Annotated in this window: 18 protein-coding genes; 12 read left to right on the top strand and 6 right to left on the bottom strand. The window is 62.9% G+C overall.

The genetic code is table 11. From position 1 onward, the window contains the following. Positions 1-34: 34 nt before the first annotated feature. The 3 genes from bamE to ACZCWR_RS05045 all read right to left on the bottom strand — a co-directional run bounded on the left by bamE (position 35) and on the right by ACZCWR_RS05045 (position 1,728). Positions 35-502: an outer membrane protein assembly factor BamE domain-containing protein gene (bamE, locus tag ACZCWR_RS05055; protein WP_487303252.1), complete on the bottom strand. Its 468-nt coding sequence runs from the start codon at positions 500-502 to the stop codon at positions 35-37. 110 nt (positions 503-612) lie between these two features. Then, entirely contained in the window at positions 613-1,506 is an 894-nt protein-coding gene (locus ACZCWR_RS05050) for a peptidoglycan DD-metalloendopeptidase family protein (protein WP_487303251.1), read from the bottom strand. A gap of 72 nt (positions 1,507-1,578) precedes the next feature. Beyond that, positions 1,579-1,728 (bottom strand): hypothetical protein, encoded by a 150-nt coding sequence (locus ACZCWR_RS05045; protein ID WP_487302625.1) that lies wholly within the window; start codon positions 1,726-1,728, stop codon positions 1,579-1,581. 263 nt (positions 1,729-1,991) lie between these two features. Between ACZCWR_RS05045 and ACZCWR_RS05040 the strand changes: the two genes are divergently transcribed. Continuing rightward, positions 1,992-2,252, top strand: coding sequence for a GlsB/YeaQ/YmgE family stress response membrane protein (locus tag ACZCWR_RS05040; protein WP_487302624.1), 261 nt, complete (start codon positions 1,992-1,994; stop codon positions 2,250-2,252). 64 nt (positions 2,253-2,316) lie between these two features. Here ACZCWR_RS05040 and ACZCWR_RS05035 read toward each other — a convergent pair whose 3' ends face one another. Then, on the bottom strand, positions 2,317-2,976 hold the full coding sequence (locus ACZCWR_RS05035) for a DedA family protein (protein WP_487302623.1): 660 nt from the start codon (positions 2,974-2,976) through the stop codon (positions 2,317-2,319). Positions 2,977-3,160: 184 nt separating this feature from the next. Here ACZCWR_RS05035 and mutL point away from each other — a divergent pair, with 184 nt between their 5' ends. From mutL to ACZCWR_RS05015, 4 genes are all read left to right on the top strand, one after another. Continuing rightward, entirely contained in the window at positions 3,161-5,053 is a 1,893-nt protein-coding gene (gene mutL / locus ACZCWR_RS05030) for a DNA mismatch repair endonuclease MutL (protein ID WP_487302622.1), read from the top strand. Continuing rightward, positions 5,050-6,000 (top strand): tRNA (adenosine(37)-N6)-dimethylallyltransferase MiaA, encoded by a 951-nt coding sequence (gene miaA, locus ACZCWR_RS05025; RefSeq protein WP_487302621.1) that lies wholly within the window; start codon positions 5,050-5,052, stop codon positions 5,998-6,000. Before mutL ends, miaA begins: the two co-directional genes overlap by 4 nt. Before the next feature lie 95 nt (positions 6,001-6,095). After that, complete coding sequence (locus ACZCWR_RS05020; protein ID WP_487302620.1) at positions 6,096-6,389, top strand: helix-turn-helix domain-containing protein; 294 nt, start codon at positions 6,096-6,098, stop codon at positions 6,387-6,389. Beyond that, the gene (locus ACZCWR_RS05015) at positions 6,386-7,603 is read left to right on the top strand and encodes a type II toxin-antitoxin system HipA family toxin (protein WP_487302619.1); all 1,218 of its coding nucleotides are present in this window, start codon (positions 6,386-6,388) and stop codon (positions 7,601-7,603) included. The genes ACZCWR_RS05020 and ACZCWR_RS05015 overlap by 4 nt, the downstream gene beginning before the upstream one ends. Positions 7,604-7,640: 37 nt before the next feature. On the opposite strand, the gene purM is transcribed toward ACZCWR_RS05015, so the two are convergent. Beyond that, positions 7,641-8,720, bottom strand: a complete 1,080-nt coding sequence (gene purM / locus ACZCWR_RS05010; RefSeq protein ID WP_487302618.1) for a phosphoribosylformylglycinamidine cyclo-ligase — start codon at positions 8,718-8,720, stop codon at positions 7,641-7,643. A 237-nt stretch (positions 8,721-8,957) separates the two neighbouring features. On the opposite strand from purM, the gene hda reads away from it, so the two are divergent. The 7 genes from hda (at position 8,958) to ACZCWR_RS04975 (ending at position 14,603) form a co-directional block, all read left to right on the top strand. Then, positions 8,958-9,749, top strand: coding sequence for a DnaA regulatory inactivator Hda (gene hda / locus ACZCWR_RS05005; RefSeq protein WP_487302617.1), 792 nt, complete (start codon positions 8,958-8,960; stop codon positions 9,747-9,749). Positions 9,750-9,760: 11 nt separating this feature from the next. Next, positions 9,761-10,447 (top strand): histidinol-phosphatase, encoded by a 687-nt coding sequence (locus tag ACZCWR_RS05000; RefSeq protein WP_487302616.1) that lies wholly within the window; start codon positions 9,761-9,763, stop codon positions 10,445-10,447. Further along, complete coding sequence (gene pcnB, locus ACZCWR_RS04995; RefSeq protein ID WP_487302615.1) at positions 10,440-11,990, top strand: polynucleotide adenylyltransferase PcnB; 1,551 nt, start codon at positions 10,440-10,442, stop codon at positions 11,988-11,990. The genes ACZCWR_RS05000 and pcnB overlap by 8 nt, the downstream gene beginning before the upstream one ends. Positions 11,991-12,104: 114 nt before the next feature. Continuing rightward, positions 12,105-12,656: a 2-amino-4-hydroxy-6-hydroxymethyldihydropteridine diphosphokinase gene (gene folK, locus ACZCWR_RS04990; protein WP_487302614.1), complete on the top strand. Its 552-nt coding sequence runs from the start codon at positions 12,105-12,107 to the stop codon at positions 12,654-12,656. Continuing rightward, entirely contained in the window at positions 12,653-13,333 is a 681-nt protein-coding gene (locus ACZCWR_RS04985; protein WP_487302613.1) for a deoxynucleoside kinase, read from the top strand. The genes folK and ACZCWR_RS04985 overlap by 4 nt, the downstream gene beginning before the upstream one ends. 36 nt (positions 13,334-13,369) lie before the next feature. Further along, a complete protein-coding gene (gene panB / locus ACZCWR_RS04980) occupies positions 13,370-14,185 on the top strand; it encodes a 3-methyl-2-oxobutanoate hydroxymethyltransferase (RefSeq protein ID WP_487302612.1) in 816 nt (271 codons plus the stop codon). 118 nt (positions 14,186-14,303) lie between these two features. Continuing rightward, a complete protein-coding gene (locus ACZCWR_RS04975) occupies positions 14,304-14,603 on the top strand; it encodes a hypothetical protein (RefSeq protein WP_487302611.1) in 300 nt (99 codons plus the stop codon). A gap of 4 nt (positions 14,604-14,607) precedes the next feature. On the opposite strand, the gene ACZCWR_RS04970 is transcribed toward ACZCWR_RS04975, so the two are convergent. After that, positions 14,608-15,540: a CopD family protein gene (locus ACZCWR_RS04970; protein ID WP_487302610.1), complete on the bottom strand. Its 933-nt coding sequence runs from the start codon at positions 15,538-15,540 to the stop codon at positions 14,608-14,610. Between the last annotated feature and the right edge of the window lie 450 nt (positions 15,541-15,990).

The raw sequence follows: 15,990 nt of genomic DNA, 5'->3' as shown, positions 1-15,990 counted from the left end.
GTTTTTATTCTCGCTTGTGTTCAGTGCTCAGTGCTCAGTGGCCGCGCACCGCCTCCGATCGCGATGTGGTCACGACCGTGCCATCCGGTCCGAAATGCGCGTTGAACATGGCATCCTGATTCACGCCGTCTTCGAGCCAGTGCCAGCTCCAGACGCGCTCCTTTTTCAGACGATATTCCGCGATGGTGGTCGGCTTGCCGAGCAGGCGGCGCACTTCGTCCTGCGTCATGCCAATTCGCACCTTCGCGATGTTTTCCGCGGTGAGCACTTGCGTCACGGAAACGAACAGGCCGTCCGAATCCAGATCCACGAAGTACGTGTTGGTCCCGGCCGGACCGCGCGGATACTCGAAGCGCTTCGAACCGTCGGTAAAGGTCCGTTCCGTTTCCGGCTCGCCCATCTGATCGCGAATCTGCGCTTCGGTCGTGACACCGGGCTTGAGATCCTTGAGCAGAAGCTCATCGGGCTTCACTGCATTGAAAAACGATTTGAGTTTGTTCATTGCATCATCGTTTTGCTGCTGATCGCAGCCAGCAAGCAACGACACCGTGACGCACAGCGCGAACACGATCTTTTTCACATCCTTCTCCTACATATATTGCCAAGGCGCGTTCAGCCGCCAGCGCCGAGCAACGGCTCCGGATCGACTGCCGCGCCACCCTTGCGCACTTCAAAATGCAGCGTGGCCGAGCCGCTCGGCGCGGTTCCCATATCCGCGATGGTCGCCCCTTGCTTCACGCTGTCGCCCTCTTTCACCAACAGTTTTTCGTTATAGGCGTAGGCGGTCAGATAATCGTTGCCATGCTTCACGATGATCATGCGCCCGTACGAGCGCAGGCCGCTTCCCGCATACACCACCTTGCCGGATGCCGACGCTTTCACCGGATCGCCCACCTTCCCCGCGATGTCGATGCCCTTGTTCCCGCTCGCGCCGAACTTGCGCACCACTTCGCCGTGCACGGGCCACAAGAACGAGCCTTTCGATGCGGTGACGGCCGAGGCTTTCTCTTCGTGCGCCGGCTTTTGCTCGGCCGCTTTCGATGGCGTCGGAAGCAGCGGCGGCTGCTCTGCCTTCGATGCAGCAGTCGAAGCCGAAGCCGAAGCCGAAACCGCAGCACCCGGCGGCACCACGCGCAACACTTGCCCGACATTCACCTGCCTGCTTTCCGGCAAGCTGTTCCACTTCGCCAGTTCGTCGGGCTTTTGCTTGTACATGCGCGAGACGGCGTAGAGCGTATCGCCCGGCTTCACGCGATAGAAACCCGGCTCAACTGGCGCGGACACGGTCGGCGTGATCGGTGCAAGCGGCGCGGGCGTCGTGCTGACGCCGGGCGCGGTGCCCTGCACGACAGGCGACGTGCTTACCGCCGAGCTTTCCACGATCGGCGCAGGCGTGCGCGGCGTCGTGGTACAGGCCGCCAGTGTCACGACCGCCACGATTGCTGAAGCGAGCGTCAGGCTCGCGAAGGCCGCGCCCGGGCGCGGATTGAAACCGTCTTTGCGCATCAACACCAAACTTCCCCTGCTTATCCGTTTTGATTGGGTCACTCGAGGTCTGCGTCCTGAGCGCGCGATGCGTCAGCCGCACATATTGACCGCCACGCCGTATAACGACACGCCGCCGCATCGAAGTATGCCGCAACCCGACACGAGCAAGGCTACCGCGATGCACGCCGCAAGCGAAAACACCACGCTTGCCCGATCCTTCCTTTTGCTTTCAAACGACATGAAACTCCGCCTCGACGATTCTCTCACGTCACATCAACGACACACCCGTGCTTGTCGCCGACGTAATCGCAAGGCGTACTCAATTTTTGACGGTCCGCGCGCATGGCCGATGGCCGGACTCGTACGAGCGGACGCATCGCGTCGCCATGACAAACCTTGACAATCGCGCCGTCCATGCGCGCCGTGCATCGGATAAATTGAGCGACGCTCGAAAGCGAGTCATTCCGCACTTCCGCGGAGTTCACTTCATTGAGGTTTTACCCATGCATTTCCTGCAAAACGGAATCATCCTGACGCTGATCATCGGCGGTGTGGCGGGCTGGCTCGCCGGTCTGATCATGAACGGCAGCGGCTTCGGCGTGCTGGTCGATATCATCGTCGGCATCGTCGGCGGCGCGCTCGGCGGCTGGCTGTTCGGCCTGATCGGCTTCTCGTTCGGCGGCGGCATCTTCGGTTCGCTGCTGACGGCAGTCATCGGCGCGGTCGTGCTGATCTTCATCATCCGGCTGGTGCGTCGCGGGTAAGCGCTCACCGCGCGTTCACCCGGAATGGCGGAATCGTCGCGTGACGGTTCCGCCATTTTTTTCGTTATACCTTCGAGCCGCGACGGCTCATCTTCCACAGTGCGCCCAGCACGATCGGCACCACCGCCGCGCCGATTCCCACCAGCACGATCACGTTCAAATATTGCTTGATGAACGGAATATTGCCGAAGAAATAGCCGAGCAGCGTCAGCAGCAGCACCCAGAACAACGCGCCGAGCACGTTGAATAGCTGGAAGCGTCCCGCATCCATCGACGATGCACCGGCAACGAACGGCGCGAACGTGCGCACCACCGGCACGAAGCGCGCGATCACGATGGTCTTGCCGCCGTGGCGCTCGTAGAAGTTATGGGTTTTCTGCAGCGCGGCGCGGTCGAGAAAACGTTCGAGCACCGGTATGTTGGTATCGAACACCTTCGGTCCGATCGAACGCCCGATCCAGTAGTTCACCGTATTGCCCGCGACTGCCGCGATCAGCAGCAGCACGATCAGCGCGCCGAGATTCATCTCGTGGCTGGCCGCGAACGCACCGCCGATGAACAGCAGCGAATCGCCCGGCAGAAACGGGAAAACGACCAGCCCGGTTTCGCAGAACACGATCAGAAACAGGACCGCGTAGACCCAGGCGCCGTAGTTCTGAATGAAAACGCCCAGCGACTTGTCGATGTGGAGAATGAGTCCCAGAAATTGCAGCAGCGTGTCCAAAAGCTTTCCTCGATGAGTGAACAAGGCCCGCGCGCAGGCCATCCGCGCGCGTGGCAATGAATGAAAAGAGTCGCGCAATGATACCGAAACGATGTGCAAGTCCGGCCAAAACGCGCACATCCCGACGTCATTCCGGTGCGATGCGTCTCGCGGCCCGCGCCCGGCGAATCGCTATAATTTGGCCATGGCCGACCTTAACGCACCCTTAGACGGCGGTTTGACCGCCGACGCCCCGCGCCGTTCGCGCGCCATCGCACCGTTGCACGATCAGCTCATCAGCCAGATCGCGGCGGGCGAAGTAGTCGAACGGCCGGCATCGGTCGTCAAGGAATTGCTCGAAAACGCGCTCGATGCGGGCGCGAAAACGCTGCGCATCACGCTGGACGAAGGCGGGGTGAAGCGCATCGTGGTGACGGACGATGGTTGCGGCATTCCGCCGAACGAGCTTCCGCTCGCGCTGTTGCGTCACGCGACCAGCAAGATTCGCTCGCTTGCCGAATTGGAAGCGGTCGCCACGCTCGGGTTTCGCGGTGAGGCCATCGCGTCGATTGCATCGGTGGCCGAATTGTTCATCACGAGCCGCACCGAAAGTTGCCCGCACGCGACGCGCATCGATGCACAAACGGGCGTGCTTTCGCCCGCTGCGGGCACGGTCGGGACTACGATGGAAGTGCGCGAACTGTATTTCAGCACGCCCGCGCGGCGCAAGTTCCTCAAGAGCGAGCAGACCGAACTCGGCCATTGCCTCGACGTGATTCGTCGCACCGCGCTGGCGCGGCCCGACGTCGCGATTTCGGTGATGCACAACGGCAAAGCCATCGAACACTGGAACGCCAGCGATCCGCAAACGCGCGTGGCGAAAATTCTCGGCGAGGTGTTCGAAACCGCGCATTTGCCGCTCGATGAGCGCGCCGGGCCGCTCGCGGTGTACGGCTGCGCGGGCCTCCCCACCGCGAGCCGCGGACGCGCCGATCAGCAGTTTTTCTTCGTCAATGGCCGCTTCGTGCGCGACAAACTGCTCACGCACGCTGTGCGCGCAGCCTATGAAGATGTGCTGCATGGCAATCGCTATCCCGCGTACGTGCTGTTCCTCGATCTGCCGCCCGAATCCGTCGATGTGAACGTGCATCCGTCGAAGATCGAGGTGCGCTTTCGCGATTCGCGCTCGATTCATCAATACGTGTTTCATGCCGTGCAGCGGGCGTTGGCGCGGCATGCGGGGGCATCGCCGGAAACGACTTCGGGCGGACACGCCGCGCAGATCGAAACCACCGGGCCAGCCTCGTTCAGCGCGAAGCCGTTCGCCGGCACGCCGGACACGCTCAACCTGAGAAGCGAGAGCGGCACGAACTGGATGCGCCAGTCGCGCATGACGCAAGGCAACTTGCCCGTCGCGCAACCGCTTGCGCTGTATGACGCGTTGTTCGGGCGCAAGGAACCCGGCGCGCCCATCACCTACGCCGAGGAAAAAGCGCCTCAGTATCACGTCGATGAACAACCGCTGGGCTTTGCCATCGGGCAGATTCATGGCATCTATGTGCTCGCGCAGAACGCGCGCGGACTCGTGCTCGTCGATATGCACGCGGCGCACGAACGCATTCTCTACGAGCAATTCAAGAACGCGCTCGGCGATCACGCGATTGCCGTGCAGCCGCTTCTGATTCCCGTGTCGATGACGGCGGAACCGGTCGAAATCGGCGTGGTCGAGGAGGAGAAGGAAACGCTCGACGCGCTCGGCTTCGACCTCGCCGTGCTGTCGCCGACATCGATCGCCATTCGCGCCGTGCCTGCGTTGTTGAAGGACGCCGACCTGCCCGCCCTCGCGCGCGCCGTGCTCGCCGATCTTCACGCCTACGGCGGCTCGCGCGTGCTCACCGAACGTCAGCACGAACTGCTCGGCACGCTCGCGTGTCACAACGCCGTGCGCGCCAACCGCCGCCTCACGCTCGACGAAATGAACGCGCTCCTGCGTCAGATGGAAGCCACCGAACGCGCCGATCAATGCAATCACGGCCGGCCGACGTGGTTCCAGCTCACGCTCGCGGACCTCGACCGGCTTTTCATGCGCGGCCAATGAGCGAAATCACGAATGTGGCGTGTCTGCTCGGGCCGACCGCGTCCGGCAAGACGGCGGCGGCGTTGGCGTTCGCGGCGCGGCATCCGGTGGAGATCGTGAGCGTCGATTCGGCGCTCGTCTATCGCGAGATGGATATCGGCACGGCCAAGCCGAGCGCCGAGGAACGCGCGGTGGCGCCGCATCATCTGATCGACGTCATCGATCCGTTGCAGAGCTATTCCGCCGCGCAGTTTCATGACGACGCGTTGCGCCTCGTCGGCGAGATCATCGCGCGCGGGAATGTGCCGCTGCTGGTCGGCGGCACCATGCTGTATTACAAGGCGCTCACGCAAGGTCTCAACGATCTGCCTTCCGCCGATGCCGATATCCGTGCCGCGCTCGATGCCGACGCCGCGCGCGATGGCTGGCCCGCGCTCCACGCACGACTCGCTTCCGTCGATGCCATGACCGCCGCGCGTCTCGCGCCGAACGATTCGCAACGCATCCAGCGGGCGCTCGAAGTGTTCATGCTGAGCGGCCAGCCGATGTCCGCGCTGCTTGCATCGCCGCGCGTTCGGGCAAGTGATGCGCCGTATCGCTTCGTGCCTATCGCGCTGGAGCCATCGGACCGCGCGGTGCTGCATGGGCGCATCGCGCAGCGCTTCGATGCGATGCTGGCGCATGGGTTCATCGACGAAGTGAAGCGGCTGCGCGCGCGCGGCGACCTCGATCTGTCGATGCCGTCGATGCGTTGCGTCGGCTATCGGCAGGCGTGGGAATATCTCGACGGTGCATACGGCTACGACGAGATGCGCGATAAAGGCGTGTTCGCGACGCGGCAGTTGTGCAAGCGGCAGCTTACGTGGCTGCGGGGGATGCCGGAGCGTGTCGTGGTGGATTGTTGTGCGGAGGATGCCACCGTGCGGGCGGTGGAGGCGATCGAAGGCGCTATAAAACCGCAAGGTTGAAAAACCAGAACAACGCCACTACTATAAAGAATAGTTTCAACTTTGGCCGCTTTCTGGTTCTATTCTTTATGCCCCGTCGCGCCACCGCAACCGACATGCTTCCCGCTCCCGCGTCTCGCGCGCTGCTTGCGCTCGGCACGAATCTGCGCGTCGCACGCAAGCGCCGCCGCGAGTCACTCGCGACATTCGCCGAACGCATGCAGGTTTCCGTTCCGACGCTGCAAAAGATGGAGAAAGGCGACCCCACGGTATCGGTGGGCGTGTATGCGTCGGCGCTGTGGCTGATCGGCCGCGTGCAGTTCCTTGCCACCATCGCCGATCCCGCGACGGACGAAACCGCGTTGATGCTCGAATTGCACAAGCTCTCGGGCAAAAAGAGCGCAACATGAACGACGAACTGTTCGTCTGGATTTATCCGCCCGACGCGCTCACGCCTCGCGCATGCGGCGTGCTGCGTCTCATCGGCGGAAGACGCTGCCTCTTTACCTACAGCCCGGATTGGTTGAGCGATCCGCAGGCCTTCGCGCTCTCGCCGGACTTGCCGCTTCGTCCAGGCACGTTCGAGCCTGAACCGGGACAAGACATCCATCCGATTTTCGAGGATGCCGGTCCGGATCGCTGGGGAAAGCAAGTCATCGACACAGCGTTTCGTCCGAGACGCCGCGCACCGATCGACTATCTTGCGCTTGCCGGAGAGAATCGAATCGGCGCGCTCGGGTTTTCGTGGTCGAGCGAAGCCTACGAAACGCCGCCCGATCAGGCGTTTCATATCGCCGATCTGCAAGCGTTGGCGGAAGCCGCGCATGCCATCGAAGTCCACGAGCCGATCGACGAGCGCCTGCGCCGACTGTTGCAGCCCGGCCGCAGCGTGGGCGGCGCGCGTCCGAAGGCAATCGTTCAGGATGACGGACGTTACTGGATCGCGAAGTTTCCCGCCGAGGGCGACGAAGTCGATGTGAGCACGGTCGAACACGCATCGCTGTGTCTGGCGAAAGCGTGCGGCATTCAAGTGCCGGAGTCGCGTCTCGTATCGATTCGAGGGAGGAACATTCTGCTCGTCGAGCGTTTCGACCGGGACGCGTCGGGCGGCCGGCATCATCTCGCCAGCGGAAGGACGATGTTGATCGCGGAAGGCATCGATATAAGCGCTGCGTCATATGGCGATCTGGCCGAGATCGCGCGGCGTTACTCGCCCGCGCCACGCAGCGATAGCCGCGAACTCTTTCGACGCATGGTCTTCAACGCGCTGATGGAGAACACCGACGATCACGAGAAGAACCACGCGTTTCTGAATCGCGATGGCAAATGGAAACTGTCGCCCGCGTACGATCTTCAGCCGCAATTGCAGGGCATCGGGTATCAGCAGCTTATCGTAGGCGCGGATGCGCACGAGCCATCTATCGCCAATGCGCTTTCACACGCGGGACGTTTCATGATGACGCGCGCGGAAGCCGAGGAAGAAATGAATCGCCTGCTCGATGTGTTGATGCGCTGGCCGGAGATATTCGAGGCGTCTGGCGTGAGTAGACGCGATATCGATCTGTGTCGCCGGTTCGTATTGGTCGAGCGTCAGGCTGACCTTTGGCGCAATGCTGCGCAATAAAAAAACCCTCGCATTAAGCGAGGGTTTTTAAAACAACTCAAACCACCACCGTCTGCGCCTCCCCATCCCTGCTCTCGCGCACGACCCCAATCGTCCAAACCTGCTCCCCCGCCGCCGACAGAACCGCAGTCGCCGCCTGCGCATCTTCCGCCGCGACGATCACCGCCATCCCGATCCCGCAATTGAACACGCGATGCATCTCCGCATCCGCGACACCGCCGTGCTTCTGCAGCCACGCGAACAGCGGCGGCAACGGCCACGCGCGATGATCCAGTTCCGCCGTCAGCCCTGCGCGCAGCACGCGCGGAATATTCTCGACCAACCCGCCGCCCGTGATATGCGCCATGCCTTTCACCGTCACGCTCTGCATGGCGGCCAGCAACGGTTTCACGTAAATACGCGTGGGCGCCATCAACGCATCGGCGAGTGTGCGGCCATCGAAATCCGCGTCCAGATCGGGATTCGCGCGCTCGATGATCTTGCGCACCAGCGAATAACCGTTCGAATGAATGCCGCTCGATGCCAGCCCGAGCACGACATCGCCCGGCTTGATGGTGGAACCATCGATGATCTTGCTCTTTTCCACCGCGCCGACCGCGAAGCCCGCGAGATCATACTCGCCATCGGGATACATGCCCGGCATTTCCGCCGTCTCGCCGCCGATCAGCGCGCAGCCTGCATATTCACAACCCTGCGCGATGCCCTTCACCACGTCCGCCGCCGTATCGACATCCAGCTTGCCGCAGGCGAAGTAATCGAGGAAAAACAGCGGTTCCGCGCCCTGCACGAGAATGTCGTTCACGCTCATCGCGACCAGATCCTGGCCCACCGTATCGTGCCGGTTCAGCGTGAACGCGAGGCGCAGCTTGGTGCCCACGCCATCCGTGCCGGACACGAGCACCGGCTCCTTGTATTTCTTCGGTACTTCGAACAGCGCGCCGAATCCGCCGATGCCGCCGAGCACGCCGTCGCGCATGGTTTTCTTCGCGAACGGCTTGATGCGATCGACGAGCGCATCGCCCGCGTCGATGTCCACGCCGGCATCGCGATAAGACAAACCCTGCGACGAACCTTGGGCCGAATCGGTGGAATTCGGGGCGGATTTCGGTTGATTCATGGGGCGAGTGCTCGAAGGTCGGTAAAATGCGATTTTAACCGATGCCGACACGCCAACCGGATTTCCCGTGCGTGTAAAAGTCCACCGCAGCGCTGTTTTCGAGATTCGGCGCGCGTGTGGGAAACCGGCATCGGTTGACGCAAATGCAGGCGGCAGGCGGCCTGGCGCGCAACGGCGCGGCATCACCGCCATTTTTCGAGACACACTCAGCTTTCAGCCCCGACGAACCTTTCTCCCGTGCAACGCCAACTGACGCTCGATCTGGGCACGCCGCCGCCCGCCACTTTCGACAATTATTTCGCCGCGAGCAATCACGAACTCGTGACGCGTCTGCGCGAACTCGAAGGCGCGCTCGCGGCTGGTCCGGTCGCGGATCGCACGTTCTATATGTGGAGCGATTCCGGCAGCGGGCGCAGTCACTTGCTGCACGCGCTGGTCCACGAATCGAACGGGCGCGCGCGTTTTCTGAGCCCGCAAAGCCCGCTGAACGCATTCGGTTTCGATCCGCGCGTGACGGTTTATGCGGTCGATGACTGCGACCGGCTTTCGCCCGCGCAACAGATCGCGCTCTTCAATCTGTTCAACGAAGTGCGCGCGTATCCCGGCAGCGCGCTGGTCGCCACGGGCAACGCCGCGCCGCTCGCGCTCGATGTCCGCGAAGATCTGCGCACGCGCCTCGGATGGGGTCTCGTGTTTCATCTGCAACCGCTGTCGGACGAGGCGAAGGCGGCGGTCCTGAAGCACGCGGCGCGCGAACGCGGCATCGTGCTGGCGGACGATGTTCCCGACTACCTCCTCACGCATTTCCGCCGCGACATGCCGAGCCTGATGGCGCTGTTCGACGACCTCGACCGCTTCTCGCTCGAAAAGAAGAGCGCGGTCACGACCAAGCTGATCCGCACGATGCTCGACACGCGCACCCCGCCGCTCGCCGCACTGGATGCACGCGCCGCCGAAACCGCCACGCTGGCCGCGCCGGGCAATGCGGCGGGCAACGCGCCAGGCAACGCTCTGACCCGCTTCAAGTAGAATGCGCTCCCATGAACCTCGCCCTCTTTGATCTCGACCACACGCTCATCCCGACCGACAGCGACCACGAATGGGGCCGCTTCATGGTGAAGCTGGGTATCGTCGATGCGGATTCTTTCGCGCGTCAGAACGATGCCTTCTACGCCGATTACAAGGCGGGCGTGCTCGATATCGACGCGTATTTGCACGCCATGCTCGCGCCGCTCGCGAAGCATTCGCGCGAACAGCTCGACGAATGGCACGCGCAGTACATGCGCGAGGTGATCGCACCGCGCATCGCGCCGGCGGCGGTCATGCTGGTGCGCGAGCATCAGGACAACGGCGATCTGTGCGCGCTCGTCACCGCGACCAATGCGTTCATCACCGGGCCGATCGCGGAAGCCTTCGGCATCGATGCGCTGATCGCCTGCGAGGTCGAAACCGTCGGCGACGATCCGCGCGGCGCGCTCACGGGCCGCCCGACCGGCACGCCGAGTTATCGCGAAGGCAAGATCGTGCGCGTGGAGCAATGGCTCGCGACGCTCGGCAAGAAGCTGGGCGACTTCAGGCACAGCTATTTCTACAGCGATTCACACAACGACATTCCGCTGCTCGAACGCGTCACCGATCCCGTCGCGACCAATCCCGACGATACGCTGCGCGCGCATGCCCAGGCTCAAGGCTGGCGCATCCTGAACCTCTTCGAAACACGTGATTAAAAAACTCATCCGCAAGCTGTTCGGGCAGGACAGCGCCGAACCGAAGGAAAGCGACGACGGTCCCGCATCGCCCCAGCCGAAAACGGCGCGTAAAAGCACGCGCAAGAAAGCCGACGCGCCGCCCAAGCGCGATCCGAATGTGCCCGTCATTCTGTCGTCGGACATTCATGGCATCGATCCGTCGCTGATCTCGAAGAACGCCGTGCGCGTGACCGAGGGATTGCAGCAGGCGGGGCATCGCGCGTTCATCGTCGGTGGCGCGGTGCGCGATCTGCTGCTCGGCATTCCGCCCAAGGACTTCGATGTCGCGACCGACGCCACGCCCGATCAGGTGCAGAAGCTGTTCCGGCGCGCGCGCATCATCGGGCGGCGGTTTCAGATCGTGCACGTGCAGTTCGGGCAGGAGATCATCGAGACCTCGACGTTCCGCGCATTGGTGGATGTTCCCGCCGAGCCTTCGCCGGAACCGCCGCGCCGTCTCAAACGCGGCGAACTGGATGCCCGCACGCACGCCGTCGATGCAAGCGGCCGCGTGCTGCGCGACAACGTGTGGGGCGAGCAGCACGAAGACGCCACGCGGCGCGACTTCACCATCAACGCGATGTACTACGATCCGGCCACGCAAACCGTGCTGGATTATCACGACGGCATGGCCGATGTCCGCGCGCGCCTGTTGCGCATGATCGGCGATCCGGCCACGCGTTATCGCGAAGACCCGGTGCGCATGCTGCGCGTGGTGCGTTTCGCGGCCAAGCTCGGCTTCGAGATCGACGACGCCACGCGCGCGCCCATTCAGGAACTCGCGGACCTCATGAACAACGTGCCCGCCGCGCGTTTGTTCGACGAAATGCTCAAGCTGCTGATGTCGGGCCACGCGCTGGCGTGCCTCACGCGTTTGCGCAAGGAAGGCTTGCATCACGGCGTGTTGCCCTTGCTCGATGTCGTGCTCGAACAGCCGACCGGCGAGAAGTTCGTCACACTCGCGCTGACCAGCACCGACGAACGCGTGCGCGCAGGCAAGCCGGTCGCGCCGGGCTTTCTGTTCGCGGCGCTCCTGTGGCACGACATGCAATCGCGCTGGCAGCAGTACACGGCGAACGGCGAATATCCGGTGCCCGCGCTGCATCGCGCGATGGACGACGTCCTCGACATGCAGACCGAGAAACTCGCCATCCACAAGCGTTTCTCGTCGGACATGCGCGAAATCTGGGGCTTGCAGCATCGGCTGGAAAAGCGCGGACGTACTGCGTTCAAGCTGCTGGAGCATCAGCGATTCAGGGCTGCGTACGACTTCATGTTGCTGCGCTGTGAGTCTGGCGAACTGGATGCCGAGACCGGTCAGTGGTGGACCGAATTCATCGAAGGCGATCACGTCACGCGCGACACGATGGTCACGCAAGGCGGACGCGATCGCGGTCCGAAGAAGCGTCGCCGTCGCAGCAATGCGAAGCGCAAACCGGCCGATCAAGCCGGTCAGGACGATCAGCAGAACGCGGACGATTCACACGCATCGAACGGTCACGAAAGCGCGGACGACGAGTAACGCGAGATTTCGTTACAGTAGCGGATAACGGTTTGCGCTCGGGGCCGCGTGCGGTCGTCGAAGAACGGGGCGCGCACCGGCATTTCGCCTTCGATCACGCGTAGGACTTCTGCCATGACGCTTGCTTATCTGGGCCTCGGTGCGAATCTCGGCGATGCGCGCCAGGCCCTGAAAGACGCCGTCGTATGTCTCGCCCAACAGCACACGATCACCGTGCTCGCGAAGTCGAGCATCTATCGCACGGCGCCGATCGATTCGTCCGGCGACGATTATTTCAACTGCGTCGTCAAGCTCGAAACCTCGCTGCCCGCGCGTTCGCTGCTGCGTCTGTGTCATGCGATCGAAGAACAGTTCGGGCGAGAGCGGCCGTATCGCAATGCACCGCGCACGCTCGACCTCGATATTCTGCTGTACGGCGCATCGAGCATCGATGAAGCGGATCTCGTGGTGCCGCATCCGCGCATGACGGAACGCGCGTTCGTGCTGGTGCCGCTGGTCGAACTGGAGCCGGACCTCATCGTGCCGCAACTCGGCCGCGCAGATGCTTTTCTCGCCGCGGTGGAAGATCAGCGTATCGAAAAAGTCGCGGTGTGCCAGTGTCTGGCGCCCGGCGCATCCAAACCTTCCGAAGTCAACGCAACCCCTACCAAACCAGATTGCCGATGAGCGTACCGCCACTCACCGTCACCGCGCCGCACATGCGCCCGCCGCATCGCTATATCGCGATCGAAGGGCCGATCGGCGTCGGCAAGACCACGCTCGCGACGCTGCTCGCCGAACGCTGGTCGATGAAGACGCTATTCGAGCGCCCGCAGGACAATCCGTTTCTCGAACGTTTCTATCGCGACACCACGCGTCATGCGCTCGCCACGCAACTGAGCTTCGCGTTGCAGCGCGCCGCGCAGACGCGCGAAGTCACCGAATTGCTCACGCGCGAGACGCCGCTGATGGCCGATTTCGTCACGCAGAAAAGCGAGATTTTCGCGCGCCTGACGCTACCCGACGACGAGTTCGCGCTGTACAAGGACATTGCTTCGCGCATCGGCGCGGACGGTCCCGCGCCGGATCTCGTCGTGTATTTGCAGGCGAGCCCCGAAGTGCTGTTCGCGCGCATCCAGAAACGCGCGTTGCCGATGGAACTGCAAATATCGGATTCCTATCTGCGCGCGCTGTCGGATGCCTATAACGACTTCTTCTATCACTACGATGCCTCGCCCGTGCTCACGGTGAACGCGGAACATCTGAATCCGCTCGCATCGGAAGACGATCTCGCGCTGCTCATCGAGCGTATCGAAACGATGCGCGGGCGCAAGGAATCCTTTGTCAAAGGCGTGTCGGTCTGAAGCCGGAACGCGCGCCATCTCAAGCAAAAAACGATCATGACGTATCTGCAGGAAACGGGCCGCTCGACGGTCACCGTCCCCAAACTCCAGGCCATGCGCGAAGCGGGCGAACGTATCGTCATGCTGACGTGCTATGACGCGAGCTTCGCCGCGCTGCTCGAACGCGCGGGCGTCGATGTCATGCTGATCGGCGATTCGCTCGGCAACGTGCTGCAAGGTCATTCGACGACGCTGCCCGTCACGCTCGCCGATATCGCGTATCACACGGCGGCGGTCGCGCGCGGCAACAAGAGCGCGCTGATCGTCGCGGACATGCCGTTCGGCACCCTCGGCTCGAAGGAAGAAGCGTATGCGAACGCCGTGCAGTTGATGCGCGCGGGCGCGGCGATGGTGAAGATCGAAGGCGGCGAATGGCTCGCGGAAACCGTGCGCTTTCTGGTCGAGCGCTCGATTCCGGTGTGCGGTCATGTCGGGCTCACGCCGCAATCGGTGCACGCGTTCGGCGGCTTCAAGGTGCAGGGCAAGTCGGAAGCGGCGGCCGAACAAATGAAGCGCGATGCACTCGCGCTTCAGCAAGCAGGCGCGCAACTGATCGTGATCGAAGCCGTGCCGACGCTGCTCGCGCGCGAAGTGACGCAACAGCTTTCGGTGCCGACCATCGGCATTGGCGCGGGCGTGGATTGTTCGGGACAAGTGCTGGTGCTGCACGACATGCTCGGCGTTTTTCACGGCAAACGCCCGCGCTTCGTGAAGGATTTCATGCAAGGTCAGCCGAGCATTTTTGCGGCCGTCGAAGCCTATGTGCGCGCGGTCAAGGATGGAAGTTTCCCCGGACCGGAGCACACGTTCTAGGCATTTTTGATTCCTCGCACGATTTGCGCTTTCTCGAACATACTGGCGAGATTCTTGCGCTTACGCTTGGCGACAGTTGCTCATTGCCCGTCAACGTCACTTAAAAGCGAGAAAAATCATGTGGCACACGCTTCCCGATGAAACCCTCCGCGCGCAGCTCACGGTTGGCGCATTGGTCGCGTTCGGCGTGGCGCGGGTGGTGGTGGCGGCGCTCGGCGCCGAGCGCAACTGGCGTATTGCGAGCGTGACGCAATGGTTCATCGTCGCGGGGATGGTTTTCTGCGCGCCGCAATTGCTCGATATCTTGTTCGCCGTGGATGTGCATTCGGCGTATGTCGAACTTCAGGGCAAGTTCATGGGATGCGCGCTGGCGCTGTTTTGCGCGCCGATCGTGAGTCATCGGCTGGGCTACGAATAATTTTCTAGCCGATTGTCGCCATGCCCGGAACGGCGTGCGATAAAACCGCCGCCGCGACGAACACCCCGAGCATCGCCACGGCTTCGATGCGCATGAGTTTGATGACCGTGTGCGCGTCCGTCGTCGATGCACTGCGATGCAGACGCGGCAACGCCTTCCATCGGTTCATCGAGCCGAGCACGAGTGCGGTTGCGACCAGCGCGAGCTTCACCGCGAGCGCGTGACCCCATGTGCTCGACGTCATCACCGCAAGCGATCCGCCGGTGCCGCGCCATCCGTTGAACGTGCCGGTCACCAGCACCAGCGCGATGGCGATCATCGCGGAATGCGACATGCGCGTGATCGTTTGAATGAGCGTCGCGCGCGTGATCGATGCCATCAGCGTAGGCAACACCGCCAGCGCCCCCGCGATGACCACGCCGCCCCACACGCCCGTCGCGAGCACATGCACCGTTTGCACCGCCTCGGGAATCGAGAACGCGCCCGCATCCGCTGCATGACCAATCGCTGCTTTTCCCGATGCCGCGACAATCGCCCCGCCGATGGCGAGCGCCCTCAGCGCGCCGCGCGAAACCGTCGCCAGCACGAGCAGCACGCTGCCGACGAACGCAATCGACCAGCCGATGCCCGCATGCGTCGCCGTCGCGACGAGCCACAACGAATCGCCGGCCTGCATCAATGGCAAGCCGCTCATCGCCGCGGACTGAAGCCACAACGAGGCGAGATTGCAGAAGGCGAGCAGCATCGCGCAAACACTGGCGAAACGCACCGCGCGTTGTGCGCCGCGACGCGCGGGCGACCCCGCCGCGAACGGAGCGAACGCCTGTTCGCGGACCAGCCAGACATCGAGCAGCAATGCGCCGAGCACACAGGCGAACGCGATATCGCCGAGCGCGGCGAGGCCGGTTTGCGCCAGCCAGAGCGGATCGATCGTCATGCCGGTGCCCAACCGGAAGCGTTGAAAACGGAGTTCATCGAATGATTTGAAGTGCGCGGGAACATGGGCGCGAAGTCTAAACCACGCGGTCCGCGAGCGGCACTTGCCGAAACGCCTTGAACCTTCGCCGTCCCCTTCCTAAGCTTGGCGACGCAGGCTTGATTAAATCGATGCCGGACCGGTGCGCGGTCAATGCTTTGTCCAAGCGCGCGATGCCGTGACGCAGCACAAAAGTCGTTCAGCGGTCAAAGGTCACGCGGCATATTGTCGCGATTTCCACGAACAAAGCATTACACATTGCAGCAAATAGTCACCATCAGGCATCGATGATAGAATTCCGCGTCGCATCAGAGGCTCGTCGAGCCGCTGTGGCCGTGGTCCGCCACCCTCCGCCGCCGTTAGCATGGCCGTGGTTCGCCACCTTCGCACCGAGTCGCACGAAGCTCGGCA

This window comes from Caballeronia sp. A2-2, assembly GCF_057612605.2.
This window is presented reverse-complemented; position numbering and strand designations above follow the sequence as displayed.